The organism is Streptomyces sp. NPDC033178, from assembly GCF_055577685.1.
Genome location: NZ_JBVIPT010000010.1, coordinates 217,452 through 243,499 on the forward strand (window position 1 = coordinate 217,452; position 26,048 = coordinate 243,499).

Sequence of the window (26,048 nt, forward strand, 5' to 3'; positions counted from 1 at the left end):
TCCTTCCGTAGCGCGCTGTCCCCCTTTCGTCCCCGATGCCCATCCCATTCAAGGAGGCATGGCTGATGGACACGTCCACCGGACCCATAGCAAGCGACTCCGCACCGCCCGCTCCCGCCACGGACACCCCCGCCGACCCCGGCGCCGTCCGCCGCGCCGCCTGGGCCGGCCTCGTCGGCACGGCGCTCGAGCAGTACGACTTCGTCATCTACGGCACCGCGTCGGCCCTGGTCTTCGGCGACCTGTTCTTCCCCAACGCCACACCGGCGGTCGCCCTCCTGGCCAGCTTCGCCGCCTACGCCGTCGGGTTCGCCGCCCGGCCCCTCGGCGGCCTGTTCTTCTCCCGTTACGGCGACCGGCTCGGCCGCAAATGGGTCCTGGTCACCACGCTCTTCCTGATGGGCGTCTCGACGTTCGCCATCGGACTGCTGCCGACGTACTCCCAAGTCGGCCTGCTCGCCCCGGCGTTGCTCGTCCTGTGCCGCTTCTTCCAGGGCTTCGGAGCCGGTGCCGAACAGTCGGGCGGTGCCACCCTGCTCACCGAGACGGCGGTGGTCGGACGGCGCGGCAGGCTCGCCTCACTCGTCATGACCGGCGCCGCCCTGGGCACCGTACTGGGCGCCCTCGCCTGGATCCTCGCCCAGACGCTGTCCGAGGAAGCCCTGATGAGCTGGGGCTGGCGGGTCGTCTTCGCCAGCAGCCTGGTCGTCACCGTCGTGGCCGTCCTCATCCGGCGCAGGCTCAGCGAGAGCCCGGTCTTCCAGGAGCTCAAGAAGCAGCACGAGAAGCCCAAGTCGCCGGTGGCGGAGGTCTTCCAGCACGGCCGCAAGCCCATGCTCCTGGTGCTGTTCATGAACGTCGGCATCAGCGCGCAGTCGTACACCTACCAGGTCTTCATGGCCTCGTACCTGGTCTCCACGGTCGGCGTCGACTCCTCGTTCGTGCCCAAGGTGCTGATGATCGGGGCCACCTGCGGAGGCCTCGCGGCGATCGGGTTCGGCGTCCTCTCGGACCGCGTCGGGCGCAAGCCCGTGTACATGGCGATCCTGGCCGCCCTCGTGCTGCTGCCCGGGCCGACCTTCGTCGCGCTCAACACCGGATCGCCGATCGCCATCACCGTGGCCATCGTCATCGGCTTCGTCCTCGCCGGACAGGGCGCGGTCGGCGTGCAGATGAGTTACTTCCCCGAATTGTTCGGCAGCCGCTACCGCTACGCCGGGGTCACCCTGGGCCGGGAGTTCTCCTCGGTGCTGGGCGGTGGGGTCGCCCCGCTGATCTGCGCCTCCCTGCTCACCGCTTTCTCCGGCTCGTGGGTGCCGGTCGCCGCCTACATGACCCTGATGATGATCATCAGCTTGGTCGCGGCCCGGCTGGCACCGGAGACCCTTGACCGGGACCTCACCCTCCACACCGACGCGACGGCCCTGCCGAAGACCGCGACCGAAGCGAGCACTCCATGAACCACACCCTCCCCGCCCACCACCCGCACCGGGCCGAACCCGGCGAAGCACTGCTGCGCACCGGAGTCGTGGCCGTGCTGCGCGCGGACACCCCCGAGTACCTGCTGCCCGCGGCCGGCACGCTGGTCGACACCGGACTCGTCTGCCTCGAACTCACCCTGACCACCCCGGGAGCCCTCGACGCGCTGGAGCGGCTGCGCAAGGACCTCGGCGACACCGCGGACCTCGGCGCGGGCAGCGTACGGTCCGCCGACGAGGCCCGGCGCAGCCTCGACGCGGGCGCCGGATTCCTCGTCTCGCCCGGCTTCCGCGCCGACGTTGTGGCGGAAGCGCGGCGGGCCGGAGTACCGGTCTACCCGGGCGGGCTCACCCCGACCGAGCTGGCCGCGGCCTGGGACGCCGGGGCGACGGCGGTCAAGCTGTTCCCCGCCTCCACCGTGGGCCCCGCGCACCTCAAGGCATTCACCGACCCCTACCCCGACGTCCGCGTGATGCCCACCGGCGGCATCGGCCTCGACGACGTCGGGGCCTGGACACGGGCCGGAGCCCTGGCCGTCGGACTCGGCGGCGCACTGTCCGGCGACGCCCTGTCCGGAGGCGACCTCCAGGACCTCGCCGGCCGGGCCCGGCGCGCCCTCGACGCCGTCGCCGGAGCCCGCTCGTGAGCGCCGGACGGGTCGTCACCCTCGGCGAGACGATGGGGCTCCTCGCCGCCACGACCGTCGGGCATCTGCAGCACGTGTCCCACATGGCGCTCGGCATCGGGGGAGCCGAGAGCAACGTGGCGATCGCTCTCTCCCGGCTCGGCACGCCTGTTAGCTGGTTCGGCCGGCTCGGCGCGGACTCCGTCGGCGACCGCGTCGTACGCGAACTCACCGCGGAGGGCGTCGACGTGCACGCCGTACGGGACGCCGGGGCGCCCACCGGCCTGATGCTCAAGGAGCGGCTGCCGGGTGGGGCGGTGAAGGTCTGGTATTACCGCGCCCATGGGGCGGGAGCACGGCTCGCCGCGGCGGACGTCGACGACGCGCTTGTCGCCGGGGCCGGGCTGCTCCACGTCACCGGCATCACGCCGGCGCTCGGCGAGTCCGCCGCCGCGGCGGTGTTCCACGCGGTGGACGTGGCCCGCGCGGCCGGGGTGACGGTGTCGGTCGACGTGAACTACCGGTCCGCGCTGTGGCCGCCCGACACGGCCGGCCCGGTTCTGCGCGACCTGGTCGCGCGGGCCGACATCGTCTTCGCGGGCGACGACGAGGCCGCCCTGGTCCTCGGCCGCGAGCGCGCAGAGGATCCCGAGGAACTCGCCACTGCGCTGACCGGCCTCGGCCCCGCCAGCGCGGTGATCAAACTCGGCGCCGAGGGCGCGCTCGCCCTGGTGGACGGCGTGTTCCACCGGCGAGCCGCCGTGCCCGTCCAGGTCGTCGACCCGGTCGGGGCGGGTGACGCGTTCGTCGGCGCCTACCTCAGCGAGCTGATGGCGGGCGCGGACATCAAACGCTGCCTGGACACCGCCGTCCTCGCGGGCGCCCTGCTGTGCACGGTGCCGGGGGACTGGGAGGGCATGCCGACCCGGTCCGTCCTCGACGGGTGGACGGGGGTGACGGACGTCCACCGGTAAGGCCGGCACGATCGCCGCTCTCTCCGGCACACCGGCTGCACGGACTGACCGCCACCCCCGGAATCTCAGCGGTCGCCGAACGCGCCCGCGACAGGGGCTCCCTCCCGTACGAAGACGGGGATGCGGGCCAAGGGAGCCGCGGCCTCCACGCTCGTGCCGCCCTCGTGGAAGGTGCCGGTCGCCGGGTCCAGCCAGCGGCAGTCTCCGGGCAGGTACACGGTGCGGGCGCGAGCGCCGGCCTCGTACACGGGGGCGACGAGCACATCCGGGCCGAGCAGGAACTGGTCGTCCACCTCCCAGGCCCGCTCGTCCTCGGGAAAGCCGAAGAAGAGGGGACGCATGGGGGGTGCGCCGGTGCGGTGTGCCTGCTCGGACAGCTCGGCCAGGTACGGGCGCAGCCGCTCGCGCAGACGCAGGTGGTCGGCGAGGATGTCGTAGGCCTCTTCGCCGTACGACCAGACCTCGTTGGGGCCGCCGGTCATGTCCGCGCTGAAGGTGGGGTGGTTGGGCGCCCGGTCACCGTGCAGGCGCATGATCGGGCTGAAGGTGCCGCACTGGAACCAGCGGACGAGCAACTCCCGGTAGGCCGGGTCGGCCGGGTCGCCGCCGTTGAATCCGCCGATGTCGGTGTTCCACCACGGGATGCCGCTCATGGCGACGTTGAGACCCGCGCGGATCTGCCGGGCCAGCGAGTCGAAGGTCGACGAGATGTCGCCGGACCACAGGGCGGTGCCGTGGCGCTGGCTGCCCGCCCACGCGGACCGGATCAGCGTCAGCGGGCGGTCGTCCCCGGCCGCGCGCAGACCGTCGGCGACGGCCTGTGCGTGGTAGAGCCCGTAGAGGTTGGTGACCTGGGTGCCGGGCCCCGTGGAGTAGAGCGCGCCGGCGGCCAGGGCGGGCGGCATGTCGGGTTCGGCGGAGTCCAGCCAGAAGGCGGTCACGCCCTGGGAACGGTAGTTCTCGTTCAGCCGCTGCCACAGCAGTTGGCGGGCCACGGGGTTGGTGGGGTCGTAGTACGCCATCGGCTGGAGGTCCGCGCCGTGACCCCGGGCCGGAAAGGCGAACGTCAGCGGCTCGCCGTCGCGGGCGCCGTCCCGCACGATTCCGTCGACGGCCCGCAGCGGCTCGTAGTTCTCGCTGTCCGGTTCGAGGGTCGGCCAGACGGAGACGGCGAGCTTGACGCCCTGTGCCTCGAGTTCCTTCGCCATCGCGGCCGGGTCGGGCCACTCGCTCTCCTCGAACCGCCAGTCGCCCATCTTCGGCCAGTGGAAGAAGTCGCTGACGATCACGGACAGCGGCAGCCCGCGCTCCTTGTACTCCCGTGCCACGGCGAGGAGTTCGTCCTGCGTGCGGTAACGGAGCTTGGACTGCCAGAAGCCGGACGCCCACTCGGGCAGCAGCGGCGGATGCCCGGTGGCGTCGGCGTACGACTCCATGATCTCGGCCGGGTCGCCCGCGGTGATCCAGTAGTCGATCCGGTCGGCCGCGGGGGTCTCGGCCGTCCAGCGGGTGATGTCGGCGCCGAGTTCCACGCGGCCGAGCGCCGGGTTGTTCCACAGCAGGCCGTAGCCGCGGGAGGAGTGCAGGAAGGGGATGGTGGCCACGGTGTTGCCCTGGACCAGGTCGATGACATGGCCCTTCTGGTCGAGCCGGCCGTGCAGATGTTGCCCGAGCCCGTGGACGCGCTCACCGTCGTACGCCTCGAAGTGCTGCTCGACACGGCCGTCCGCGTACACCCGGGGGCCCGGATACCAGGTGTACGCCCGCTTCTCCGCGAGGAGTTCACGGCCCGTGGCGGTATGCGTGAAGCGGAGCCGGCCGTCGGCGTCGGCGTGCGCGGTGATGCGGCCGTTGACCAACCGCGCTGTGCCGTCGGGCAGTACGGAGACCCCAGCGTCCGGGGCGGTCGGTGCGGCGGAGTCGAGGGCGCCGGGCAGAGTGGGGTCGATGACGGGTCCGGCGGTGGCGCTCACCCGTACGGCATGCGGGCCCCAGGGCTCGACGCGCAGGATCTCGCCGGGGGACCGGCGCTCCAGACCACCCTCGTGCTGCATGTAGGGAGACATGTTCCTCATCGGTTCTCAGGAGTAGTAGTTCTTCTGCCAGCGGTGCTTGGCGAGGACCGCCAGCTGTTCGGCGGTGAGCGGCGGGAGGTCGCAGACGCCCGCGTTGCGTTCGACGTTGGTCGTGGAGCGCATGCCGACGATGACCATAGAGATCCCGTCACCGGCGAGAGCGAAGCGCAGCGCGGTGCCCGCGATCTCGTCGGGTGCGATACCGAGGTCGTCGACGATCGCGGCGACCCGCCGTTCGACCTGCGCGGGCCGGTCCTCCCTGAAGTACCAGCGGCGCCAGTCGCCTTCGGGGAAGGCGACACCCGACGTGATACGTCCGGTCAGTGCGCCTTCGTCGAGCGCGACCCGGCCGATCACGCCGACGCCGTGTTCCACGCAGGCGGGCAACAGGGCGTCGGCCGGGGCCTGTTCGAAGACGTTGTAGATCACCTGCACGGTGTCCAGGACCCCGGTGCGGACGAGTCGGATCGCGTTCTGAGGCTGGTGGTCCTTCACCGAGATGCCGAAGAGGCGGATCTTGCCCTCCCGCTTGAGGGCATCGACCGTCTCCAGCCAGTCGCCCCGGCCGGTCCACGCGTCGTTCCAGGTGTGCAACTGGAGCAGGTCGATGTGGTCCCGGCCGAGCTCGGCGAGGCTGGTCTCCACACTGTCGCGCAGATGGGAGCCAGGGTAGGTGTCGAGCGGGTCCAGACCGCGTTCCTCCAGGTCGACGGGGATCTTGGGAGACGCCTTGGTCGCCACGAAGACGTCGTCCGCGCCCGCTCCCAGCTCCCCGAGGGCCCGCCCGACGACGTGCTCGCTCTGCCCGTAGCCGCGCGCGGTGTCGATGAAGTTCACGCCCAGGTCGACGGCCCGGTGGAGGGCGCGGACTGACTCGTCCTCCGTGGCCCCCTTCCACGCGTTCCGGCCGATGCCCCAGGCGCCGTAGCCGATCTCGGAGACGGAGACACCGCTGCGGCCGAGTTGTCGGTAGCGCATCCTTCGGTTCCTTTCACAAGCTCTGGTATGGGGGAGAAACGGGTCCGGTCACCACTCCGCGAACGATCCGTCGGCATGCCGCCAGATCTCGTTGCGCCAGCGGTGGCCGTCGGCGGCGACGCGGCGGACCTCGACCTCGTCGACGGTGATGCCGAGGCCGGGTGCGCGGGGGCGTTCGACGTGCCCCGCGGCGAAGCGGAAGGCGGCCGGGTCGACGAGGTGGGCGAACAGACCCTCGTCCTCGGGGGCGTGGATGCCGAGGCTCTGTTCCTGGATGAGGAAGTTCGGGGTGGCGAGGTCGACCTGGAGGCTGGCCGCGAAGGCGATGGGCCCGAGTGGGCAGTGCGGGGCGAGGAGCACGTCGTACGCCTCCGCCATCGCGGCGATCCGGCGGACCTCGGAGATGCCGCCCGCGTGCGAGAGGTCCGGCTGGGCGACGGCGATGCCGGTGGGGAGCACATCCCGGAAGTCCCAGCGGGAGTAGAGCCGTTCGCCGACGGCGAGGGGAACCGACGTGGCGGCGGCGAGCGGGGCAAGGTCGCGGGAGAACTCCGGCAGGACCGGTTCCTCGGCGAACAGCGGGAGCAGGGGTTCGAGGAGAGGGAGGGTCCGGCGCGCCATCGCGGAGGAGAAGCGGCCGTGCAGGTCCACCGCGATGTCCACTTCCCAGCCGACCGCCTCGCGCAGCGCGGTGAGCCGGTCCACGGCGGCCCGCACCGTCGCGGGAGTGTCGAGCGGGCGGACCAGGTCGGCCGGGGTGCACTTGACCGCGTCGTACCCCTGGCAGACCGCACGCAGGCCCGCCTCGGCGAGGGCCGCACCGCTCGCTCCGTGGATCCAGCGGTAGACGCGCACCCGGTCCCGTACCGGGCCGCCGAGCAGCTCGTACACGGGTACGTCCAGTGCCTTGCCCTTGATGTCCCACAGTGCCTGGTCGATGCCGGCGAGGGCGCTGGAGAGGACGGGGCCGCCACGGTAGAAGCCGCCCTTGGCGATGACCTGCCAGTGGTCCTCGATGGTGGTCGGGTCGGCGCTGATCAGGAGGTCGGAGAGTTCGGCGACGGCCGCGGCGACCGTCTCGGCGCGGCCCTCGACGACGGGCTCGCCCCAACCGACGATGCCGTTGTCGGTCTCGATCCGCAGGAACAGCCAGCGCGGTGGTACGAGGAACGTCTCGATCTTGACGATCTTCATGGGACCTCTCTGATTGGACGTCAACCGGTGTGTCCCAAGGGTGGGTTCACCACCGCTTGTTCCAGCCGCCGTCGACGGGCAGCGCGGTACCGGTGATGAAGGAGGCATCGTCGGAGGCGAGGAAGGCGATGGCGGCGGCGACTTCCTCGGCCCGGCCGAAGCGGTCCAGGACGGTGCGTTCGGCCTCGGCCTTCATGACTTCCGCGGGGGTACGACTCCACTGGGGAGTGTCGATGGGGCCGGGCACCACCGCGTTGACGCGCAGCGTCGGACCGTATTCGGCGGCCAACTGGCGTACCAGCGACTCCAGTCCGCCCTTGGCGGCGGCATAGGCGGGGAAGCCGGGCACGCCAACGCTTCCGTGTACTGAGGAGACCGCCACAACGTTGCCACGGGCGGCGACGAGGAGCGGGTGCAGGGCCCGCACGCCGAGGTAGGTGGCCTTGAGACAGACGTCGATGACGCGGTCCCAGTCGTCTTCCGGCAGTTCGTGGGCCGGGCCGCCGGCCATCGCGTAGGCATTGCTGACGAGGACGTCGACTCGGCCGTGTTCCGCGCGCACCGTGTCGGCGAGGCGCCGCCAGTCGTCCGCGACGGCCACGTGGCAGGCCACGTGGCAGGCCCGCATCCCGTCGGCCCGCAGCTCGGCGGTCACCCGCTCACCCGCCTCGGCGTCGACGTCGGCGACGACCACGGCGGCGCCGTCCGCTGCGAACCGGCGGGCGCAGGCCGCGCCGATGCCGCTGCCACCGCCGGTCACCACGGCGACGCGGCCGGCGACGCCGATCATGCGGGCTCCCCGTCGGAGCGAAGACGCAGAGCGGTGAAGGAGTGCGGCGAAACCGCGCAGTCGAAGGCCTCACCCGACTCGATGACCGAGATGTGCGGATCCGCGAGCGAGTTCACCGGGTCACCCGCGAGGACGGTCTTGGTGGCATGGGCGGCGACATGGTCCGCGCCGTCGATCCTGATGTCGGCGACGAGCTCTTCCGGGGCGAGATTGACGATCTTGACGATCAGATCACCGGTCGCCGAGTCCCGTACGCAGGAGACGGAGAAGGTCTCCGGCGGGGTCCTGTCGTCCTCCGCCGCATGAACCAACCCGTTGTCCAGGTAGCAGCGCACCAGGGACCCGACGACCTCGATGCGGAGGTCGTACCAGCGTCCCGTCACGATCGGCCCGGGCACCCGGCCCAGGTCCTCGACGAAGCCGTCGCACCGGCGCTGGAGGGTGAGGCTCTGGTTGTGCCAGCCGCCGAGACTCCAGAGGTAGTGATCCGGCGTGTCCACCGCGCCGAAGCCGATCACAAAGCCCTCCGCGCCCGCGTTCTTGCGTGCCTGGACCTCGACGGTGTAGTCGGCCTCGCCGCTGGTGACCCGCAGCCCGCGGTAGTCGACCTGCGTGTCGGTCGTGGTGAACTGCACGCCCCCGCCACGCAGCGGGTCCGGCGGGGGAGCCGCGGCCGGAGCGCCGGTCACGGTGTGCGGCAGCCACACGTCCCCGTGGTGGGTGGAGTGCATCCGCTGCGCGTGGTAGCTGGGGGTGAGCCGCACAGCCGTGTTGTCGAAGTGAATGAGGTCCGGATTCCACTGGGTGTGGCCGGACTTGGCGAGCAACGGGGCGTACGAGGCCAGGGCCACGATGTCGCCGTTGCGTTCGAGGCCGTTCATGAACGCCGCCTCCGCGAGCGCGTTGCGCAGGGTGCTGCCCCGGGAGGCCCACTCGCCGACGTACACCTTGGGTCCCGAGCGGTCGTAGGAGTCGTAGCGGCGGGTGTTCTGGAGGAACCAGCGCGGGGAGAGGTACATGTGCTCGTCGACCATCGTCAGACCGAGCTTTCGGGCGAACGCCCAGCCCTGTTCGAAGTCCTCACCCGTCGGGTTCGGCCCCACGGTCCCGACGACCGTGATCTCCGGATGCCGTTCCCGGAGCGCCCGGTGGATCATCTCGAACCGGTCCCGGAACTCCGGGGTGATCGCGTCCTCGTTGCCGACGCCGAGGTACTGCAGGCCGAACGGCTCGGGATGCCCGGCCTCCGCCCGCCGGGCGCCCCACGCCGAGTCGGCGGGCCCGTTGGCGTACTCGACGAGATCGAGGATCTCCTGTACGTACGCGGGCATCTCGTCCATGGGGATGCCCCGCGGGCCGCCCGGCGTGTTCTGGCAGCAGACCCCGGCGGCCACCACCGGCAGCGGCTTCGCTCCGATGTCCTCACAGAACTGGAAGTACTCGAAGTAGCCCAGCCCCGCGGACTGGTGATAGCCCCACAGATTACGCTGCTGGCGGCGCCCTTCGAGTGGGCCGATGGTGTCCTTCCAGCGGTAGATGTTGCCGAGCCCCAGGCCGTGTGCGACACAACCGCCGGGAAAGCGAAGGAACTTGGGCTTCAGATCGGCGATGGCCTGGGCCAGGTCGGCGCGTAGTCCGCCCCGCCTGCCGTGGAACGTCGCCTCGGGGAAGAGCGAGACCAGGTCCAGGTGGACCGTGCCGGGACCCGTGGCGAGGATGACGAGGCGTGCCTCGGCATCGGTCGCGCTGGAGGTCAGCGTCGTCTCCTGCCGGGTCCAGGTGTCCGTCGGTTCACCGATCGAGGCCTCGGCGTACGTTCCTCGCGCACCCTCCAGCCGGACGGTGAGCGGGGTAGTGCGGCCCGCCGTGCGGCGGGCGTGCAGGCTCAGGACGTACGACGCACCGGCCTGGACCGGGATGCCGTCGAATCCGTGGTTCATCAGCCCGACGCCCTCGCCCGCGACCGTCACGTCGACGACGGCGTAGTGCGGGTTCGCGGGGTGCAGGGGGTCGGCCGTGGCGACGCCGACGCTGCCGCGCCCGCCGCCGAGTTCCACGGGTGCCCATGCGGTCAGGGCGTGCCAGTCAGGGGCATCCTCGGGGGAGTACTCGAAGGAGCGGTTCTGCACCAGTTCGGCGTACAGCCCGCCGTCCGCGGCGTAGTTGAGGTCCTCGAAGAACGCGCCGAACAGATCCGGGCTGATCGACCTTCCGGCCTCCGGCCTCGCGTCGACCCGGATCGTCGGGCGGCCGACGGGGTGCGTCGAGCGACCCGCCCGGGCATTGCCTGTCGTGCGGGGGGTGTCGCCGGATTCGGCGGCGTTCGTCATGCGGTGATTCCCTTCGCGAAGAGATGGTTGAGCGCGGCGGCCAGGTCAGGTGTCTCGCTGAGGACGAGGGCCGCGCCGCCGAGCGCTCCGATCCGGGCGCCGTGCCCCAACTCGGCCGGCACCAGCACCACGTCCCGCACCAGCGGCAGCGCCGACTCACGGACCGCCGAACGCATCGGCGTGAGCAGGGCTTCGCCGGCCCGGGACAACTCGCCGCCCACGACAACGCGTTCGGGGTTGAGTAGATTGCACAGGCTGGCCAGCACCTGGCCGACCACGGCACCCACGCGGGCGAGCACCTTCTCGCCCGCCGGATCTCCCGCCGCGGTGCGGGACAGCATCTCGTCCAGTTCGGCTCCGGTGCCGAACACCTGCCGCAGCGCGGCGAGTACGGCCGGGAGGCCGGCGTGCAGCACCAGGCAGCCGCGGTTGCCGCACGGGCAGGCGGGACCGTCGATGTTCACCGACACATGGCCCAGCTCGCCCGCGGCGCCGACGGCTCCCCGGTAGAGGCGCCCGTCGAGGACGAGCGCCGAACCGATGCCGCTGGACAGGCCGAAGTACAGGAGATTCGCCACCCCGCGGCCGGCACCCCAGCGGGCCTCGGCCACCCCCTCCAGGCGGGTGTTGTTCTCCACCATGACCGGCAGGCCGAGTGCTCGTTCGAACTCCGCTGCAGCGTTCACATGGGACCAGGGCTGCCCGGGCAGGGACACGCCGACCACGCCGGTGTCGCGGTGGACGGGCCCAGGCACACCGACGCCGACGCCGAGAACCCTTCCGGTGTCCAGCTCCGAGGCGTCGAGCAGCCGTTGGAGGACGGACACCCCGGCCTCGATGCGATCGGTCGGTCCGGCGTCGGGTTCCAGGGCAATGCCGGAGCTGGCGATCTCCCCCGAGGCGAGGTCGCTGAGGTGTACCCAGACGCCGTCGAAGGTGTGGTTCATCCCCGCAACGACAGCGGTCCGAGGGTTGATCAGCAACCGGTTGCCTGCTCTCCCATCGACATCGCCGCTCGGTTCCTCGTCCGTCTCCGTAACCAGATCACGCGCGATCAGCTCGCTGACGATGGTCGACGCGGTGGTCCGCGACACGCCCGCTCTGCGCGCCAACTCGGCTCTATGCAGGGGACCTTGGTAGAGCAGTAGGTCCAGGATCTGGTCTTCGTTCGTTCGCCGCAAGCTCTGCAGCGACCCTCCGGCCCTCCGCTTCATGTCGCTGAGGTTACCCATTCTTTTCGAAAGTTCGTCAAGGGACTTGACGCAGTTTCCGGACAGGAAGAAGCTCTGGCGACACGAACGGCAACCGGTTTCTAGCCTGTCAGGCCGTTGCCGGTAGCCCGCACCACTCGAAGCAGGAGGTGACGCGTCGATGCGTGCACATTCCGGCGCTCCCCCGAGCCGCCGCCGATTTCTCGCTCTGTCGGCGGGAGGTGCCGCGGCCGGAGCGGCCGCGTTGAGCGGCTGTGCCTTGCAGGTCGCAGGCAGTGTCAGCGGCGGCGGTGGCGAATCGGTCACGATGATGACCGCTGACGGCGACATTGATCCGGTTCTGATACCGCAGGCGGAGAAAGACCTGGGCATCAAGATCACCCGGATCAAAATGGACATCACCCGGCTGATCGCCATGCTCACCAGCGGCAGGCCCCCGGATCTGGTGCGCGGCATCGGCGCCATGGACACCCCGTACTTCGCCGCCCGTGGCGTCGCCGAGAATCTGGACCCGTACTTCGCCAAGAGCACGATCCTCAAGGCCGACGACCTGGACCCGGTCAACGACCTGTGGCGCTACGACGGCAAGGTGCAGGGCAAGGGCCCCCGGTACGGTATGGCGAAGGACTTCTCCCAGGACTCGATGTACTGGTACAACACCGCGCTCTTCGACAAGGCGGGCGTCGACTACCCGCCCGAGACCGAACCGGTGACGTACGAGGAGTGGCTGGAGACGGCGAAGCGCCTGACCCAGCGGCACAACGGCCAGACCACGGTGTTCGGCGGCAGCTACAACGGGACCGGCATCACCATCAACCTCGTCGCCCTCACGGCGGCTGCCGGGGGAAACCTCTTCACCGACGACTACAGCCGGGTCGATTTCACAAGCCCCGAGGCCCGCAAGGCGCTGACCTGGTACGTGAACTACGCCAAGGCCAGGGTCGGACCGAGCCTCATCGATCCCGACCCCAATGCCTGGGACGGCCCGACGTATGTGGCGAACCGGATGGCGATGTCGAACTCCGGCTACTGGCTCGGCGGAATGATCAACGCGGAGAAGAAGCTTGCGGAGGTGTCGCGGCTGGCGCCCGCCCCCATGTTCGAGGGCGGCGCCCGCGTCAGTTCCTGCCAGAGCGGCACCGGCCTGTGGATACCCAAGAAGGCGCCGAACAAGGACGCGGCGTGGCGGGTCTTCGAGTGGTTCTTCGGGGAGGGGCCTGCCAAGAGCCGCGCGGAGGCGGGCTGGGGCATCCCCACGCTGAAGTCCCTGCGTTCGCTGATGCCTCATCAGGAGGACTACCAGAAACGGGTGCTGAAGGCGCAGGAGGACGAGCTGAAGCACTTCTCGGTGATCTCCTTCACCCCGTATGTGAAGGTCGACGCCCTTGACGCCATCACCAACCAGATCATTCCCGAGGCGATGAAGGGCCAGATCTCCATCGACACCCTTGCGGGCCGTCTGGACTCGGCGATGAACCGGCAGATGAAACTCGGTAAGGGGCTGGTGTCATGACGGTCGACGAGATGCCCTCCGTGGCACGGCGCCCCGGGCGGGCGGAGCGGGCCGGCAGCGCGCGGTCGGCGCCGAGGCGGACTTCCGCCACCGCGCGCAGGCACCGGGCGTTCTATCTGTTCGTCTCGCCCTGGGTCCTCGGGTTCCTGCTCCTGACCGCCGTCCCCATGGTCTACGCGCTGTGGCTGAGCTTCACCAACTTCGACGGCATCTCGCCCAACTGGCACATGATCGGCTTGGCCAACTACCGCGAGCTGTTCGCCGATCAGATGGTGCGCGACTCGCTGTGGCCCACCCTCGTCTTCGTCGTGGTATCGGTGCCCATGTCGATCGCCGCGGGGCTCGCGCTCGCGGTCCTCGTCAACCGCCCGCTCAAGGCCCGCGGGCTGTTCCGGACGCTTCTGTATCTCCCCGCCGTGGTGCCCCCGGTGGGCACGGGGCTCATCTTCAAGCAGCTCTTCGACACGAACTCCGGCGCCGCCAACGGCGTTCTCGGCCTGTTCGACATCACGGCAGTCGGCTGGCTCGCCGACCCCTATGCCCGCTACGTGATCCTGATGACCGTCCTGTGGGCGTCCGGAAACGTCATGATCATCTCGCTGGCGGGGCTCCAGGACGTCCCGCGCGAACTCCACGAGGCGGCCCGCGTCGACGGGGCGAGCGCCTGGCGGACCTTCCGCAGCATCACCGTGCCGTTGCTTTCGCCGGTCCTGCTCTTCCAGGCCGTGACCGGAGTCATCGCAGCGGTGCAGACCATCATCCCGCTGCTGCTCTCCTCGATGCCCCCTCCGGGGGGTGTCACCGCAATCCCCAAGTCCAACTACATGTACATGATGAACGTATTCGCGCAGTACTTCGCGTACGGCCGCTTCGGCTACGCCTCGGCGCTGCTGTGGGCCCTGTTCGCGCTGATCCTCATCGCGACCGGGTTCATCTTCAAGGCCACCAAAGGTGCGGTGTTCTACAACGTCGACCCGGAGGCGAAGAAGTGACTCTCCCCGTTTCTCAGCAGCCGGCTTCCCGGCAGTCGTCCTCCTCGCAGTCGGCGGTGCGGGTCCGCATCCCCCGGCTCGTCCTGTACACCGTCCTCGTCGCGGTCACCGGACTGCTCCTCGGTCCCTTCGGCTGGCTGGCCATCACCGCGCTCAAGTCACCGGACGAACTGGCCGCGTCCCCCGTGCACTGGCTGCCGGACGACGTCAAGTGGGGCAATTTCTCCGAGGCGTTCAACCTCATCGACTTTCTCGGCTACGCCCGCAACTCCCTCATCATCGCCACGATCTACGCCACCCTGATCACCCTCAGCTCGGCCTGGGTCGGCTTCGGATTCGCCCGCCTCACCGCACCCGGCAAGAAGCAGCTGTTCGGGGTGATGCTCGGCACGATGATGCTGCCGCAGATCATCACCCTCTTCCCGACCTATCTGATCTTCGCGAAGCTCGGCATGGTCGACACGTACTGGCCGTGGGTCCTGTGGGGCCTGGCCGGCGCCCCGTATCTGATCTTCCTGTTCCGGCAGTTCTTCGCCGGCATGCCGCGTGAGCTGGAGGAGGCGGCGATCGTCGACGGCTGCGGATACGTCAGCATCTTCTGGCGGATCTTCATGCCGCAGTCCTGGCCGGTGCTCACCGCGAGCTTCGTGATCGCCTTCACCTGGAGCTGGGGCGACTTCCTCGCCCCGACGCTGCTCCTGTCCACCGACCGCACGACGCTCGCCGTCGCCGTCAGCAGCATGTACAACACCCCGGCCGGTCAGCCGCTCAACAACCTCATGGCGGCGGGTGCCGTGATGTACGTCGTCCCCATCCTGCTGGTCTTCCTGGTCGCCCAGCGCGGCTTCGTCGCAGGCATGTCCACCACCGGCCTCAAGTGACCCTCCGCACCGCTTCTTTCCCGCTCTTTCTTGTACAAGGAGTTATGGCATGAGCATGCCTATATCGCGGCGTACGACCCTCCAGGCCGCCGGTGCCACCGCCCTGACCGGCTACCTGACAGGCACTACGGCCACAGCCGCCCAGGCCGACACCGCCGACGCCGCCCCCAAACTCGTGACGTACCCCATCCCTGACGGCGTCCCGGTCAAGACCGACAGCTACACCGTCAAGGTCCGTACCTTCGGCGGCAGATGGCAGAAGCTGGGCACCTACCTGGCCACCCTCAACCTCATCGACACCGCCACCGGCGCGGGGCTGATCCAGAACTCCTCCCTCGCCTTCTTCGACTTCGCGGGCACCGTCGAGGTCGAGGTCACCTACGTCAAGGGCGGCGTGAAGAAGGCCCGGATACGACCTGACTCGTACGGCATCGACTTCGAGCGGCGCGCGGACACGCTGCGGTTCAAGCTCACCGAGCCGCGCAACATCGTCGTTCAGGTCAACGACGAGGTCTTCGACGCGCTGCACCTGTTCGCCCGGCCGATCGACACCGACCGCCCGGCCGCCGACGACCCGGACGTCATCTACTTCGGCCCCGGCCTGCACACCACCGACGACGGTCTGGTGACCGTCCCCTCCGGCAAGACTGTCTACCTGGACGGCGGAGCGGTCCTGAAGTCCCGGGTGTTCTTCAAGGACGTGGAGAACGCCGGCCTCGCCGGACGCGGAGTCATCTGGGCCGCCCCGGGCGGCGGCACCACCGTCGAGGGCTCCAAGAACATCTCCATCGGTTCTGTCACGATGCTCAACCCCGACGGCTACGCCGCCACGATCGGCGAGTCGTCCGACGTGTCCATCACCGGCATGTGCGCCTTCAGCTCCAAGGGCTGGGGCGACGGCATCGACGTTTTCTCCAGCAGCGACGTCACCATCGACGGCGTCTTCATGCGCAACGCCGACGACTGCATCGCCATCTACACCCACCGCTGGGAGTACTACGGCGACACCCGCAACATCACCGTCAAGAACTCCACCCTCTGGGCGGACGTCGCCCACCCCATCAACGTGGGCACCCACGGCAACACCGACGCGCCCGAGGTCCTGGAGAACCTGACCTTCCAGAACATCGACATCTGCGACCACCGTGAACCGCAGATGGGCTATCAGGGCTGCATCGCCCTCAACGCTGGCGACAGCAATCTGATCAAGAACGTGAAGGTCGACGGTGTCCGCGTCGAGGACTTCCGCCGGGGCCAGCTCATCCACATGCGGGTCATGTTCAACAAGTCGTACAACACCTCGGTCGGACGCGGCATCGAGGACGTCTACGTCAAGGACCTCTCCTACACGGGCAAGCCTCTCGAAACCGTGCTGCTCCTCGGCTACGACGCCGACCACGGCATCAAGAACGTGACCTTCGAGAACCTCGTCGTCAACGGCACCGTGATCGCCGACTCGATGAAGAAGCCGAGCTGGTTCGTCACCACGGACTACGTGCCGATGTTCGCCAACGAGCACGTGACCAACCTGAAGTTCCTCACCACGGCCGAGGGGTCCGCCCAGTGACCGATCCGTCCCACGGGCCCAGCCGGCGCGGCTTTCTCGGGGTGACGTCGCTGCTGTTCGCCGCGGGCGCGACCGGACTGGTCGCGCCGGCGCTGGCCCGGGCCCAGAGCGCCGTGGTGACCGGGGACTTTGCCTTCGCCCACCCCGGTCTGCTGCACAGCGCCGCCGACCTCGCCCGTATGAAGGCGGCGGTCGCCGCGCAGGAATCCCCTGTGTACGACGGCTACCTGGCGCTCGCGGCCCACGACCGGTCGAAGTCCACGTACGCGATTCAGAACACCGGCCAGATCACCTCCTGGGGCCGAGGCCCCGCCAACTACCAGGGCCAGGCCGTCGCCGACTCGGCCGCCGCCTACCAGAACGCGCTGATGTGGTGCGTGACCGGCGACCGCGCCCACGCCGACAAGGCCCGCGACATCCTCAACGCCTGGTCGGCCTCGCTCACCGCCATCACCGGCGCGGACGGTCAACTCGGTTCAGGACTGCAGGGGTTCAAGTTCGTCAACGCGGCCGAGCTGCTGCGGCACACCGGTTACGACGGCTGGACGGCTCAGGACATCGCGCGCTGCGAGCGCTCCTTCCTCACCGTCTGGTATCCGTCCGTCTCCGGCTACATGCTCTACGCCAACGGCAACTGGGATCTGACGGCGATTCAGACCATCCTGGCCATCGGGGTGTTCTGCGAGGACCGCACCCTCTTCGAGAACGCGCTGCGCTTCGCCGCGTCCGGCGCGGGCGACGGCAGCGTGCCGCACCGCATCGTCACCGACGCGGGCCAGGGCCAGGAGAGCGGCCGCGACCAGGGCCACGAACAGCTCGCCGCCGGCCTACTCGCGGATTCGGCGCAGGTCGCCTGGAACCAGGGCGTCGACCTCTACGGCTACCTGGACAACCGGATCCTCGCCAACTTCGAGTACGCCGCCCGCTACAACCTCGGCGGCGACGTCCCCTTCGTCCCCGACCTCGACCGCACGGGCAAGTACATCAAGACGTCCGTGTCGGCCATCTCGCGCGGCGGTATACCGCCGATCTACGAAATGGCATACGCGCACTACGCCGGAGTCCGCGGCCTCGACGCCCCGTACACCAAGCAGGTCCTCTTCCGCGGCGACGGAGGGACCCAGGCCGTGGAGGGCGGCAACGACGACCTGCCGTCCTGGGGCACCCTGGCCTACGCCGGGGCGCAGGCCTCGCCCGGGGCTCCGACGGCGCCCGCCGGGCTGTTCGCCACCGGCGACGACAACGCTGTCACCGTCTCCTGGCTGCCGTCCGCCTGGGCGAGCACGTACACGGTACGACGGTCCACCAGCCCCGAGGGGCCGTACGAGATCATCGAGTCAGACGTGAAGTCACCCACGTACACGGACCGTTCGGTGCGCGCGGGACGCACGTACTACTACACGGTCTCGGCCGCCGGCTCGGACTCGGAGAGCGCGAGTTCGGCGGAGATCGGCGCCACAGCCGGCCTGCTGGGGGCCTGGGACGCACAGGACGTGGGTGACGTACGACGCAACGGAGCCACCCTCTGTGACGGCGAGCGGTTCCTCCTGGAGGCGGGAGGCGCCGACATCGGCGGCACGGCGGATGCCTTCCGGTTCGCGTGGCTGCCGCTGCGCGGGGACGGTGTCATCACGGCACGGGTCGTGTGGCCGCTCAGCTCCCAGTACTCCAAGGTGGGCGTGATGCTGCGCGGCTCCCTGACGGCGGACGCGGCCCACACGTCCATGCTGATCCAGGGACTGCCGCTGCACACCTGGAGCGGCGTGTGGACGACTCGGTCCGCGCCGGGCGGAAAGACGACCGGCACCGGCAGTACCCCCGTGCCGCCGTCCCAGCAGCAGGCGATCACGACGAACGCCTCGTTCCCCATTTCTGATCTCGGCACCCTGCCCGAGTCGGCAACTCCGCTTGAGGCCCCGTACGTCGAGGGCGCCGGCGACGGCTACCGGCTGCGCAAGCCCTACTGGGTGCGGGTGACCCGCAAGGGCCGCCGCTGCACCGGGGCGATCTCGCCCGACGGCACCAACTGGACCGAAGTCGGCTCCAGTGAGGTCGAGTTGGGGCGCACGGTGTACGCGGGCCTGGCGTTCGCCTCGTGCCTGGGCGTCAACGCCACGTACGCCGAGACAGGGACCGCCGCGTTCGACAACGTCAGCCTGGTCGCGTTCTCCGGGACGGTCTGGGGCGTACCGCGCCCCGCCCGCACCGCGACCGACCTGCGGGCCTTGGCCGGAGCGAATGCCGTCGAGCTGGCCTGGACCGACCCCGACCTCTCCGCCCGGTACACGGTGCTGCGGGCCGCGGACGCCGACGGCCCGTACCAGACGATCGCCACGGAAGTGGGCCCGGTCGCCTTCGGCGCCCGCATCCGGTACGCCGACGCCACGGGAACGCCGGGCAGGAGGTACCACTACGCCGTCGCCAAGACCAACTCGACGGGGCGGGGCCCGCGTTCGGCGCCCGCCGACGCGATGATGCCGGCCTCCGCCGCCGCACCGGAACTCGTCTCCCCGTCCCTCGCCTTCGCCAACAGGGGAGTTCCCTTCCAGCACCTGATCCGGGGCACGCACGAGCCGGTGCGCTTCTCCGCGTCGGGCCTGCCCAAGGGGCTGCACGTCGACCGACGCACCGGGCTGATCTCCGGAACTCCCGGTGAGACGGGCAGGTTCACCGCAACCGTCAGAGCCGCCAACGCCACCGGAACGGCTACCGGTTCGCTCGCCCTCATCGTGACGACGGCCCCGCCCGAGCCCTGGGCGTACGGCGATCTCGGCGACTTCGTGCTGGACGAGCGCGAGTTGGGGACGTACGGCGTGGTCTCCGTGCGGACCCGCGGCAGCACGTCGTATGACAACGGGACGTTCACCGTGCGCGGTGCCGGCACAGATCTCAACGCCAACGGCCAAGGAATGACAGGGCAGTTCGCATGGCGTCCGGTGACCGGCGACTGCGAGTTCACCGCACGGCTCGTCTCCCGCACCGGCGCCGCGGCCGACCGGGTCGGCCTGCTCATGGCCAAGTCCCTGTCGCCGTTCGACCAGGCGGCCGGAGCGATCGTCACGTCCGGCACCACCGCGCAGCTCATGCTGCGCACCAAGGTCGCGGGCGCGTCCGCCTTCACCGGCAACGCGGCCGTCCAACTCCCCATCCTGCTGCGGATGAAGCGCGCTGGGACCGCCTTCGCCGCAGCCGTCTCCACCGATGACGGCGCCACCTGGACGACCCTCGCCTCCGGCGAGATCTCCGGCTTCGGTGACGCCCCCTACTACGTGGGTTTCGTGGTCTGTTCTCGCGACCCCCTGACCCGCTGCACCTCGCAGTTCGACGAGGTGAGCATCACCCCCACCTAGATCCTCCACTCGATTGGAGTGCACCATCATGAGCCGCACCAACCCCCACACCAGCTCTCTGGACGGAGAGCTGAGCCGCCGCGGTCTGCTGAAGGCCGCCGGCGGTGTCACCGCCGCTCTCGCCGTCGGCGCCTCGGCCGTAGCCGTCAACGGCGGCACGGCGAACGCCGCTCCCGCGACGTTCATCCACCCAGGCGCCCTGCACGCCTACGGCGAACTCAACCGCGCCAAGGTGCGGGTCGCCGCGGGCAACGACCCGTGGCTGTCCGGCTGGAACCGCCTGACCGCCAATGGCCACTCGGCCAGCACCTGGAACCCCAACCCGCAGACCACGATCATCCGCGGTGGGACCGGCGAGAACTACGGCATCCTGTACAACGACATCCACGCCGCCTACCAGAACGCCCTGCGCTGGAAGATCGCGGGGACGACCGCGAACGGCGACGCGGCGGTCCGGATCCTCAACGCCTGGTCGGCCAGGTTCACCACGCTCACCGGCAACGCCGACCGCTTCCTGGCGTCCGGGATCTACGGCTACCAGTTCGCGAACGCCGCCGAACTCATGCGTGACTACAGCGGCTTCGACCTCGCGCGGTTCAGGACGATGATGCTCAACGTCTTCTACCCGCTCAACAACCAGTTCCTCAACGGGCACAACGACGCCTGCATCACGAACTACTGGGCGAACTGGGACCTGTGCAACATGAACTCGATCCTCGCCATCGCCATCCTGTGCGACGACGGGGCCAAGTACGACCAGGCCGTGAACTACTTCAAGAACGGCGCGGGCAACGGCTCCATCAACCACGCCATCCCGTTCGTGTACGACAGCGAGGGTCTCGCCCAGTGGCAGGAGTCGGGCCGCGACCAGGGGCACACCATGATGGGCATGGGCCAGATGGGTGCCTTCTGCGAGATGGCCTGGAACCAGGGCGAGGACCTGTACGGCTACGGCAGCAACCGGTTCATGAAGGCCGCCCAGTACGTCGCCAAGTACAACCTCGGGCAGAGCGTGCCCTTCACCACCTACACCTGGGGCACGGGCCAGAACTGCGCCCAGCAGTCGCACACCGCGATCTCCGACGCGAGCCGCGGCCAGCTCCGTCCGGTGTGGGACATCCTGTACTACCACTACGCGAAGCGCCGCGGCCTGTCCGTCCCGTACATCCAGGCGATGGCCGAGAAGGTCCGCCCCGAGGGCGGGGGAGGTGACTACGGCTCCACGAGCGGCGGCTTCGACCAGCTCGGCTTCGGCACCCTGATGTACGCCAAGTAGGAGCTCAGCAGGCCGAGATCAGCAGGACGAAAGACGAGGGGCCGGGCCGCGGTGGCCCGGCCCCTCACTCATGTCACGCTTCGTCGGGACCGTAGTACAGGAACTCGATCTCGGACACGTTGCAGCGTCCGTCGTGGTTGTCGTACACGCGGATCAGCGGATACGAGGCCGTCTTGGTGAGCTTCACCTCGTACCACTGCTCGGCGCTCACCCCGCTGACGGTGTGCAGGTCCGTCCAGGTCGTGCCGCCGTCGGCGGAGCCGCGGAAGACCGTGCCGTTGGCCCGGCTCGCGTATCCGGTGCGGGGGCGGAAGCGAATCTTGTCGATGGTGACGGGGCCGGCGTCGCCCGCGTCGACGTCGATCCAGCTCTCCGAGGCGAGAGTGTCCGGGTACGTCGCCGTGTTGCCGTCGAAGGCCTTCCAACCGTTGGAGGCCTTGGTGCCGGTGCCGGGCCACTCGATGGTCGAGGCGGCCACCATGGCGGCCGTGACCTGGAACTTCACCAAGAGCGCGTCCCGCGACTCCAGCAGGTCGTAGGCGGCGTAGACCTCGTCGATCAGCGCGTCCTGGTCCGCGCCCGACTCGGCACCCGCCTTCTCGATGCGGTCGAGCTCGGCGGTGAAGGCCGCGTAGCTCTTCTTGGTCCAGTCGGAGGCGTCGGTCTTCCTGGCGCGGGCGAGCAGTTGCGCGAGGGTCTGGGCGACGGCGACGGCCGCGTCCTCGCTGACAGCGCTGCCGCCGCTCGCCAGGGAGGCGGCCACCTTGAACCAGCGCTTGCCGTGCCGCAGTTCCTTCTCCGTCCAGCCGCGCAGCCGGGTGTCGGTGAGGACCTTGTCCCAACCCGACGCGCTCTTCAGGGGGTTGGTGGCGGCCGTGTCGGCGTCCGCGGTCCGGAAGAGGGTGAATCCGGTCGCGTCCTCGGGCTTGTTCCAGGCGACGACGGCCGTGTCCTCCTCGCGTTTCGCCACGTAGGGCAGCAGTACGCCGGAGGCGGTGTCGCGCACCCTCACCGTGGCGAGGACGGCGTCGCCGGAGGCGGCGACACCTGCGTGCACGGCGTACGGCAGCGGCATGAGCATGGAGCCCGTGTACGTCCAGGACATGCCGTCGGGGGAGGCGAAGGCCAGGACCTGATGGGTCTCGTAGTCGCGGATCAGCCGCAGGTAGGGGTAGTCGGCGACGGTGAATCCGGCGATGCCCGCGGCACGCGGGGAACGCACCTCGTCCTGCCAGTCGTGGCGGCTGTCGCGGTCGCGGTTGCTCAGGACGAGCTTGCCGTCGTCATCGGCACCGAAGTAGAGGTAACGGGTGTTGGCGTCGATCCTGTCGCGCAGCATCAGCCCTGTCACCGCTCCCCTGTGGTCGTCGATGCGCGCGGTGACCGTGCCGGTGCCGGCCAGGACACGGCTGACGAAGAGGAGAGAGTCCTCGATGTCGCGGGTGGCGACCTTGTAGTCGTCGCCCTTGCCGAGCCCTGTGCCGTCGCCGCCCGCGACGGTGATTCTCGCGCCGCTGGCCGAGGCCCGGCCGCTCTTCTGCGAGCCCAGCCGGTCGTCACGCCAACCGGTTCCCGTCAGACCCCGCGAGACCGGCGCGGCGAGCTCGGCCGCGGCCCGCCAGGACGACAGGCCGCTGCCCACGCTGCTCACTGCGGTGACCGTGTAGAAGTAGCGGCGGCCCTGCTTGACCTTCTCGTCGCGCCAGTACAGGCCCTTGAGCCCCGCCGCGACGGTCTCGTACTCCCCGTCCTCCCGGGTCGCCCGCCGGACGGTGTACGACGAGGCGCCCGCGGTCGGGGTCCACGTCACTCCGATGTACGTATCGCCGACCAGGGCGGCCGCGTACCGCACGATGGACGGCGACAGGACCTCGTCCGCGCCCTCCGACAGCTTCAGCACCACGGCGGTGAACGGCGGGACCGTCACCTTCCCGCCGGCGATCGGCAGCCGCTTCCCGGAGACCAGGTCCAGGACGGTGGAGCCGCGGTGACCGGCGGGGACGGCGATGCGATGCGTGCGCTTGTTGCCGTAGACCTGGCGGGTGGTGTTGATGCCGAAGACGTACGGGCCGTAGCGGGCGGTGAGGAAGTCGATGTATCCCGCGTAGGGAGTGTCCGCCTCGAAGTTCTCGCGGCGGACCTTGCCGACGCCCGGCTGGTAGGCGATCGGGCAGATCTCACCGGTCAGCGCCTGCGGCGCCCAGTTGTCGCCGGTGGTGATGTCCTCCATGAAGTCGGCGTCGATGTTGTCGGTGCGGGCCCAGTAGTCCCGGAACTGGAACGGGCCGTCGGTGCGCAGCTGGATGGTGTGTTCGTAGGCAGGGGCCATGACGTGCAGACGGCCGCTGCCCGAGACTCCTCGGTTCAGGACGAAGAGCGAGCCGAAGATTCGCGTGCCACCGTCGCGCAGCGAAACGAACATGTTGTCGATGTCGATCCAGGCGAACTGCTCGTAGTCGGCGGGGTCGACGCCCAGTTCGGCGAGCTCCGCGGCGCTGTAGGAGCGGAAGTCGGTCTGTGGCAGCACCCTCTTCGCCTTGACGGTGCCGAAGCGGTCGTACTCTGCCCGGCCTCCGGTGAGATAGGCCCAGGTCTCGACGAGCCGCAGATCGACCTTGAGCCACTGGGTGACGACGTCGAACTGGTTGAAGTACTGCCGGTCGGCGAGCTGTTGCTGCGTGAAGCCGACGGCCTCGCGAGCGTACTCCCAGTACGGTTTCCAGCCGCTGCCCGTGTACCGGTCGGCGTGTGCGGCCATGTGCGCCTCGACGGCGGCGAGGAAGAGCGACTGTCCCTGGTTGGTGCGGGTGCTGTACCCGGGGATGCCGGGGACGTAGACGTTGCGCTCGTCGACGACACCCTCGGTGCGCATCAGACGGTTGTCGCCGCCGTCGTCCGCCGCGGGGTAGCGGGTGTGGCCGCGGGCGTGGGAGTTACGCAGGGTCAGCTTGAGGATCTCGTCGTTGAGGTCCTCGTCGCCCTTGTGGCCCCACGTCTTGAAGAAGTACTCGCCGAGGTAACGGGACGCCTCTTCACCGTAGTTGCCGACATACGTGTTCTCACGGGTGAGGCCGGCCGCGGTGATGCCGGTGTAGTGCCTGCCGTAGGGCAGCCGTCGCACGATCTCGCCGGCGGCGTCGAGCTTGCTCTTCGCCAGGCCCTTGGCGACGATCTGGACGTAGTCGTCGGTGAAGCGGGCCGAACCGTCGTGGTAGAAGAGCGAGTGGTACAGGTTGAGTTCGGTACCGTCCGGTCCCGCCAGGACCTCCTCGCCGAGGAACGGCACTAGTCCCAGGGTCTCGCCGAGGACCGCGTGGCTGCGCTTCTTCCCCTCGTAGAAGGGGGATCCGATCACCCGAAGACCCTCGTGGGCCTCCCACGCGCCCTCGTACGTGAAGAGCACCTGGTTGTAGATGTACGACAGCCGGGAGCGCGCGAAGTCGAAGTTGGCCTTGAGGCAACGGCCCCAGGCGGCACGGCGGGTGAGCCTGCCGCCGTCGAAGTCGATGTCCTTGAGGGACGTTTCACTGTCCGACGTGCCGGTGGTGAACTCCTCGTCGAGGAAGGCATTGAAGGCGTCCGCGCCGTAGATGCCGTCGTCGCCGATGAGGTTCTCGGCGATGTACAGGGCCTCTCCGAGCGCACTGTAGTAGCCGCCCCAGTCGCCCTGATGGCCGCCGCGCAGCAGCAACCTGGTGTTGCCGTAGTAGTCCTTGACGTGGTTGTCGACGCACTTGAAGAGGCGGAGCAGAGCGGTCTTCTTGTCGGCGGGCGTCGTGGCGGGCGACCAGTCGGTCGTCAGGACCCCCGCGTAGAAGCGCAGGTCGTCGGTGTAGCGGACGATCGAGAGGGTGCCCGAGGCAGAGGCGTCGACCTGGGCGGAGAGCCTGCCGAAGAGAGCGGTCTGCGCAGTACGCAGACCGTCGATCAGGTCCTGCTTCTGCCCGTCGGTGAGATCGTCGGGAGTGCCGGTGGGCGGCTGATAGCCGGGGAGGTTCTCGCCGAAGACGTCGAGGAGCGCGGCGGTGTGGGTGTACACGCCGTAGTAGCTACGGGAGTTGGCGGTGACGGTCCCCTTGAAGCTGCCCTCGTACGTCCGCAGGGTGATCTCCACCTGCTCGCGACCGGCGGTCATCTCCAGCGGGAGCATGGTCGTCTGGTAAATGAAGCGGCCCGGGGCGGGCTTGGAGAAACCGAAACTCAGCGGCTCGTAGTCGGAGTTGCGCCGGAAACCGATCTGCTCGCCGTTGAGGTAGGCGAGAGTGACATACGGCGAGGAGTCGCCGCCCCAGAGCTTGAGCGTGAGGTAGTTCTGTGCGACCGGGTCGGTCCTTGCGGTGAACCGGAGCTCGCCGCCTCTGACGCCGACCGGGTCCAGGGGAGTGGCCACTCTGGCTCTGACATCGTTGCCGTCCGTGACGACCTTGCTTCCGTCGCTCGTGAAGGCGTGCGCGGCCTCGGAATCCTCTTCCCCGAGGATGAGTTGGTCGAGCAGGCCGGCTTTCCCGATCTGTGCGGACTCTCCCGCGTACGCGGGAGACGTTGCCTGCTGAAGCCAGGTACTCCCGGCGACCGCGGTGGTGGCGGCGCCGGCCAGCTGGACGAAATGACGGCGACTCAGGGGCGATGCGGGCATGGCTGAGTCTCCTCCTCCGTGTGAGGGGTTCGGTCTGGGGGACGGATGTAGAAACCGGTTGCTACGGTATGGGGCACCAGAGAGCAGGGTCAACGGTCGTGCAGAGGGCGGTAACCGTTACCAGCAGGGAACTTGTGCAACGGGAGATGGCACGGCTCGCCACACGGAATCAGTGAT

Annotated in this window: 16 protein-coding genes; 9 read left to right on the forward strand and 7 right to left on the reverse strand. The window is 69.4% G+C overall.

Annotated features, from left to right (window positions below; genetic code table 11):
* Nucleotides 1–65 precede the first annotated feature (65 nt).
* From ACZ5VQ_RS25190 to ACZ5VQ_RS25200, 3 genes are read left to right on the forward strand one after another with little or no spacing between them, the layout of a single operon-like run.
* Complete coding sequence (locus ACZ5VQ_RS25190) at nucleotides 66–1,460, forward strand: MFS transporter (RefSeq protein WP_469106833.1); 1,395 nt, start codon at nucleotides 66–68, stop codon at nucleotides 1,458–1,460.
* Nucleotides 1,457–2,125, forward strand: a complete 669-nt coding sequence (locus ACZ5VQ_RS25195) for a bifunctional 4-hydroxy-2-oxoglutarate aldolase/2-dehydro-3-deoxy-phosphogluconate aldolase (RefSeq protein ID WP_469106834.1) — start codon at nucleotides 1,457–1,459, stop codon at nucleotides 2,123–2,125. The genes ACZ5VQ_RS25190 and ACZ5VQ_RS25195 overlap by 4 nt, the downstream gene beginning before the upstream one ends.
* Nucleotides 2,122–3,078: a sugar kinase gene (locus ACZ5VQ_RS25200; protein ID WP_469106835.1), complete on the forward strand. Its 957-nt coding sequence runs from the start codon at nucleotides 2,122–2,124 to the stop codon at nucleotides 3,076–3,078. Before ACZ5VQ_RS25195 ends, ACZ5VQ_RS25200 begins: the two co-directional genes overlap by 4 nt.
* A gap of 65 nt (nucleotides 3,079–3,143) precedes the next feature.
* Here the strand turns inward: ACZ5VQ_RS25200 and ACZ5VQ_RS25205 are convergent, their stop codons facing one another.
* From ACZ5VQ_RS25205 to ACZ5VQ_RS25230, 6 genes are read right to left on the reverse strand one after another with little or no spacing between them, the layout of a single operon-like run.
* Nucleotides 3,144–5,144 carry a glycoside hydrolase family 31 protein gene (locus ACZ5VQ_RS25205; RefSeq protein WP_469106836.1) on the reverse strand — a complete coding sequence of 667 codons (2,001 nt, stop codon included), beginning with the start codon at nucleotides 5,142–5,144 and terminating at the stop codon, nucleotides 3,144–3,146.
* A gap of 15 nt (nucleotides 5,145–5,159) precedes the next feature.
* The gene (locus ACZ5VQ_RS25210) at nucleotides 5,160–6,131 is read right to left on the reverse strand and encodes an aldo/keto reductase (protein WP_469106837.1); all 972 of its coding nucleotides are present in this window, start codon (nucleotides 6,129–6,131) and stop codon (nucleotides 5,160–5,162) included.
* Nucleotides 6,132–6,179: 48 nt separating this feature from the next.
* Nucleotides 6,180–7,325 carry a galactonate dehydratase gene (gene dgoD / locus ACZ5VQ_RS25215; RefSeq protein ID WP_469106838.1) on the reverse strand — a complete coding sequence of 382 codons (1,146 nt, stop codon included), beginning with the start codon at nucleotides 7,323–7,325 and terminating at the stop codon, nucleotides 6,180–6,182.
* Between the two features lie 46 nt (nucleotides 7,326–7,371).
* Entirely contained in the window at nucleotides 7,372–8,115 is a 744-nt protein-coding gene (locus ACZ5VQ_RS25220) for an SDR family NAD(P)-dependent oxidoreductase (RefSeq protein ID WP_469106839.1), read from the reverse strand.
* A complete protein-coding gene (locus ACZ5VQ_RS25225) occupies nucleotides 8,112–10,445 on the reverse strand; it encodes an alpha-L-arabinofuranosidase C-terminal domain-containing protein (protein WP_469106840.1) in 2,334 nt (777 codons plus the stop codon). Before ACZ5VQ_RS25225 ends, ACZ5VQ_RS25220 begins: the two co-directional genes overlap by 4 nt.
* Entirely contained in the window at nucleotides 10,442–11,659 is a 1,218-nt protein-coding gene (locus ACZ5VQ_RS25230; protein WP_469106841.1) for an ROK family transcriptional regulator, read from the reverse strand. Before ACZ5VQ_RS25230 ends, ACZ5VQ_RS25225 begins: the two co-directional genes overlap by 4 nt.
* Before the next feature lie 157 nt (nucleotides 11,660–11,816).
* Here ACZ5VQ_RS25230 and ACZ5VQ_RS25235 point away from each other — a divergent pair, with 157 nt between their 5' ends.
* From ACZ5VQ_RS25235 to ACZ5VQ_RS25260, 6 genes are read left to right on the forward strand one after another with little or no spacing between them, the layout of a single operon-like run.
* Nucleotides 11,817–13,169: an extracellular solute-binding protein gene (locus ACZ5VQ_RS25235; RefSeq protein ID WP_469106842.1), complete on the forward strand. Its 1,353-nt coding sequence runs from the start codon at nucleotides 11,817–11,819 to the stop codon at nucleotides 13,167–13,169.
* Nucleotides 13,166–14,161: a carbohydrate ABC transporter permease gene (locus ACZ5VQ_RS25240; protein WP_469106843.1), complete on the forward strand. Its 996-nt coding sequence runs from the start codon at nucleotides 13,166–13,168 to the stop codon at nucleotides 14,159–14,161. Before ACZ5VQ_RS25235 ends, ACZ5VQ_RS25240 begins: the two co-directional genes overlap by 4 nt.
* A 56-nt stretch (nucleotides 14,162–14,217) precedes the next feature.
* On the forward strand, nucleotides 14,218–15,042 hold the full coding sequence (locus ACZ5VQ_RS25245; protein ID WP_469106955.1) for a carbohydrate ABC transporter permease: 825 nt from the start codon (nucleotides 14,218–14,220) through the stop codon (nucleotides 15,040–15,042).
* A gap of 49 nt (nucleotides 15,043–15,091) precedes the next feature.
* Complete coding sequence (locus ACZ5VQ_RS25250) at nucleotides 15,092–16,609, forward strand: glycosyl hydrolase family 28 protein (RefSeq protein ID WP_469106844.1); 1,518 nt, start codon at nucleotides 15,092–15,094, stop codon at nucleotides 16,607–16,609.
* Entirely contained in the window at nucleotides 16,606–19,959 is a 3,354-nt protein-coding gene (locus ACZ5VQ_RS25255; RefSeq protein ID WP_469106845.1) for an alginate lyase family protein, read from the forward strand. The genes ACZ5VQ_RS25250 and ACZ5VQ_RS25255 overlap by 4 nt, the downstream gene beginning before the upstream one ends.
* Nucleotides 19,960–19,987: 28 nt before the next feature.
* Nucleotides 19,988–21,235 (forward strand): alginate lyase family protein, encoded by a 1,248-nt coding sequence (locus ACZ5VQ_RS25260; protein WP_469106846.1) that lies wholly within the window; start codon nucleotides 19,988–19,990, stop codon nucleotides 21,233–21,235.
* Nucleotides 21,236–21,308: 73 nt separating this feature from the next.
* Here ACZ5VQ_RS25260 and ACZ5VQ_RS25265 read toward each other — a convergent pair whose 3' ends face one another.
* Complete coding sequence (locus ACZ5VQ_RS25265) at nucleotides 21,309–25,871, reverse strand: Tat pathway signal protein (RefSeq protein WP_469106847.1); 4,563 nt, start codon at nucleotides 25,869–25,871, stop codon at nucleotides 21,309–21,311.
* Between the last annotated feature and the right edge of the window lie 177 nt (nucleotides 25,872–26,048).

Bases quoted from the DNA above. Each gene is read 5' to 3' on its own strand.
- ACZ5VQ_RS25190 (WP_469106833.1), top strand. From the start codon at position 66: ATGGACACGTCCACCGGACCCATAGCAAGCGACTCCGCACCGCCCGCT.
- ACZ5VQ_RS25195 (WP_469106834.1), top strand. From the start codon at position 1,457: ATGAACCACACCCTCCCCGCCCACCACCCGCACCGGGCCGAACCCGGC.
- ACZ5VQ_RS25205 (WP_469106836.1), bottom strand. From the start codon at position 5,144: ATGTCTCCCTACATGCAGCACGAGGGTGGTCTGGAGCGCCGGTCCCCC.
- ACZ5VQ_RS25210 (WP_469106837.1), bottom strand. From the start codon at position 6,131: ATGCGCTACCGACAACTCGGCCGCAGCGGTGTCTCCGTCTCCGAGATC.
- dgoD (WP_469106838.1), bottom strand. From the start codon at position 7,325: ATGAAGATCGTCAAGATCGAGACGTTCCTCGTACCACCGCGCTGGCTG.
- ACZ5VQ_RS25220 (WP_469106839.1), bottom strand. From the start codon at position 8,115: ATGATCGGCGTCGCCGGCCGCGTCGCCGTGGTGACCGGCGGTGGCAGC.
- ACZ5VQ_RS25225 (WP_469106840.1), bottom strand. From the start codon at position 10,445: ATGACGAACGCCGCCGAATCCGGCGACACCCCCCGCACGACAGGCAAT.
- ACZ5VQ_RS25230 (WP_469106841.1), bottom strand. From the start codon at position 11,659: ATGAAGCGGAGGGCCGGAGGGTCGCTGCAGAGCTTGCGGCGAACGAAC.
- ACZ5VQ_RS25235 (WP_469106842.1), top strand. From the start codon at position 11,817: ATGCGTGCACATTCCGGCGCTCCCCCGAGCCGCCGCCGATTTCTCGCT.
- ACZ5VQ_RS25240 (WP_469106843.1), top strand. From the start codon at position 13,166: ATGACGGTCGACGAGATGCCCTCCGTGGCACGGCGCCCCGGGCGGGCG.
- ACZ5VQ_RS25250 (WP_469106844.1), top strand. From the start codon at position 15,092: ATGAGCATGCCTATATCGCGGCGTACGACCCTCCAGGCCGCCGGTGCC.
- ACZ5VQ_RS25260 (WP_469106846.1), top strand. From the start codon at position 19,988: ATGAGCCGCACCAACCCCCACACCAGCTCTCTGGACGGAGAGCTGAGC.
- ACZ5VQ_RS25265 (WP_469106847.1), bottom strand. From the start codon at position 25,871: ATGCCCGCATCGCCCCTGAGTCGCCGTCATTTCGTCCAGCTGGCCGGC.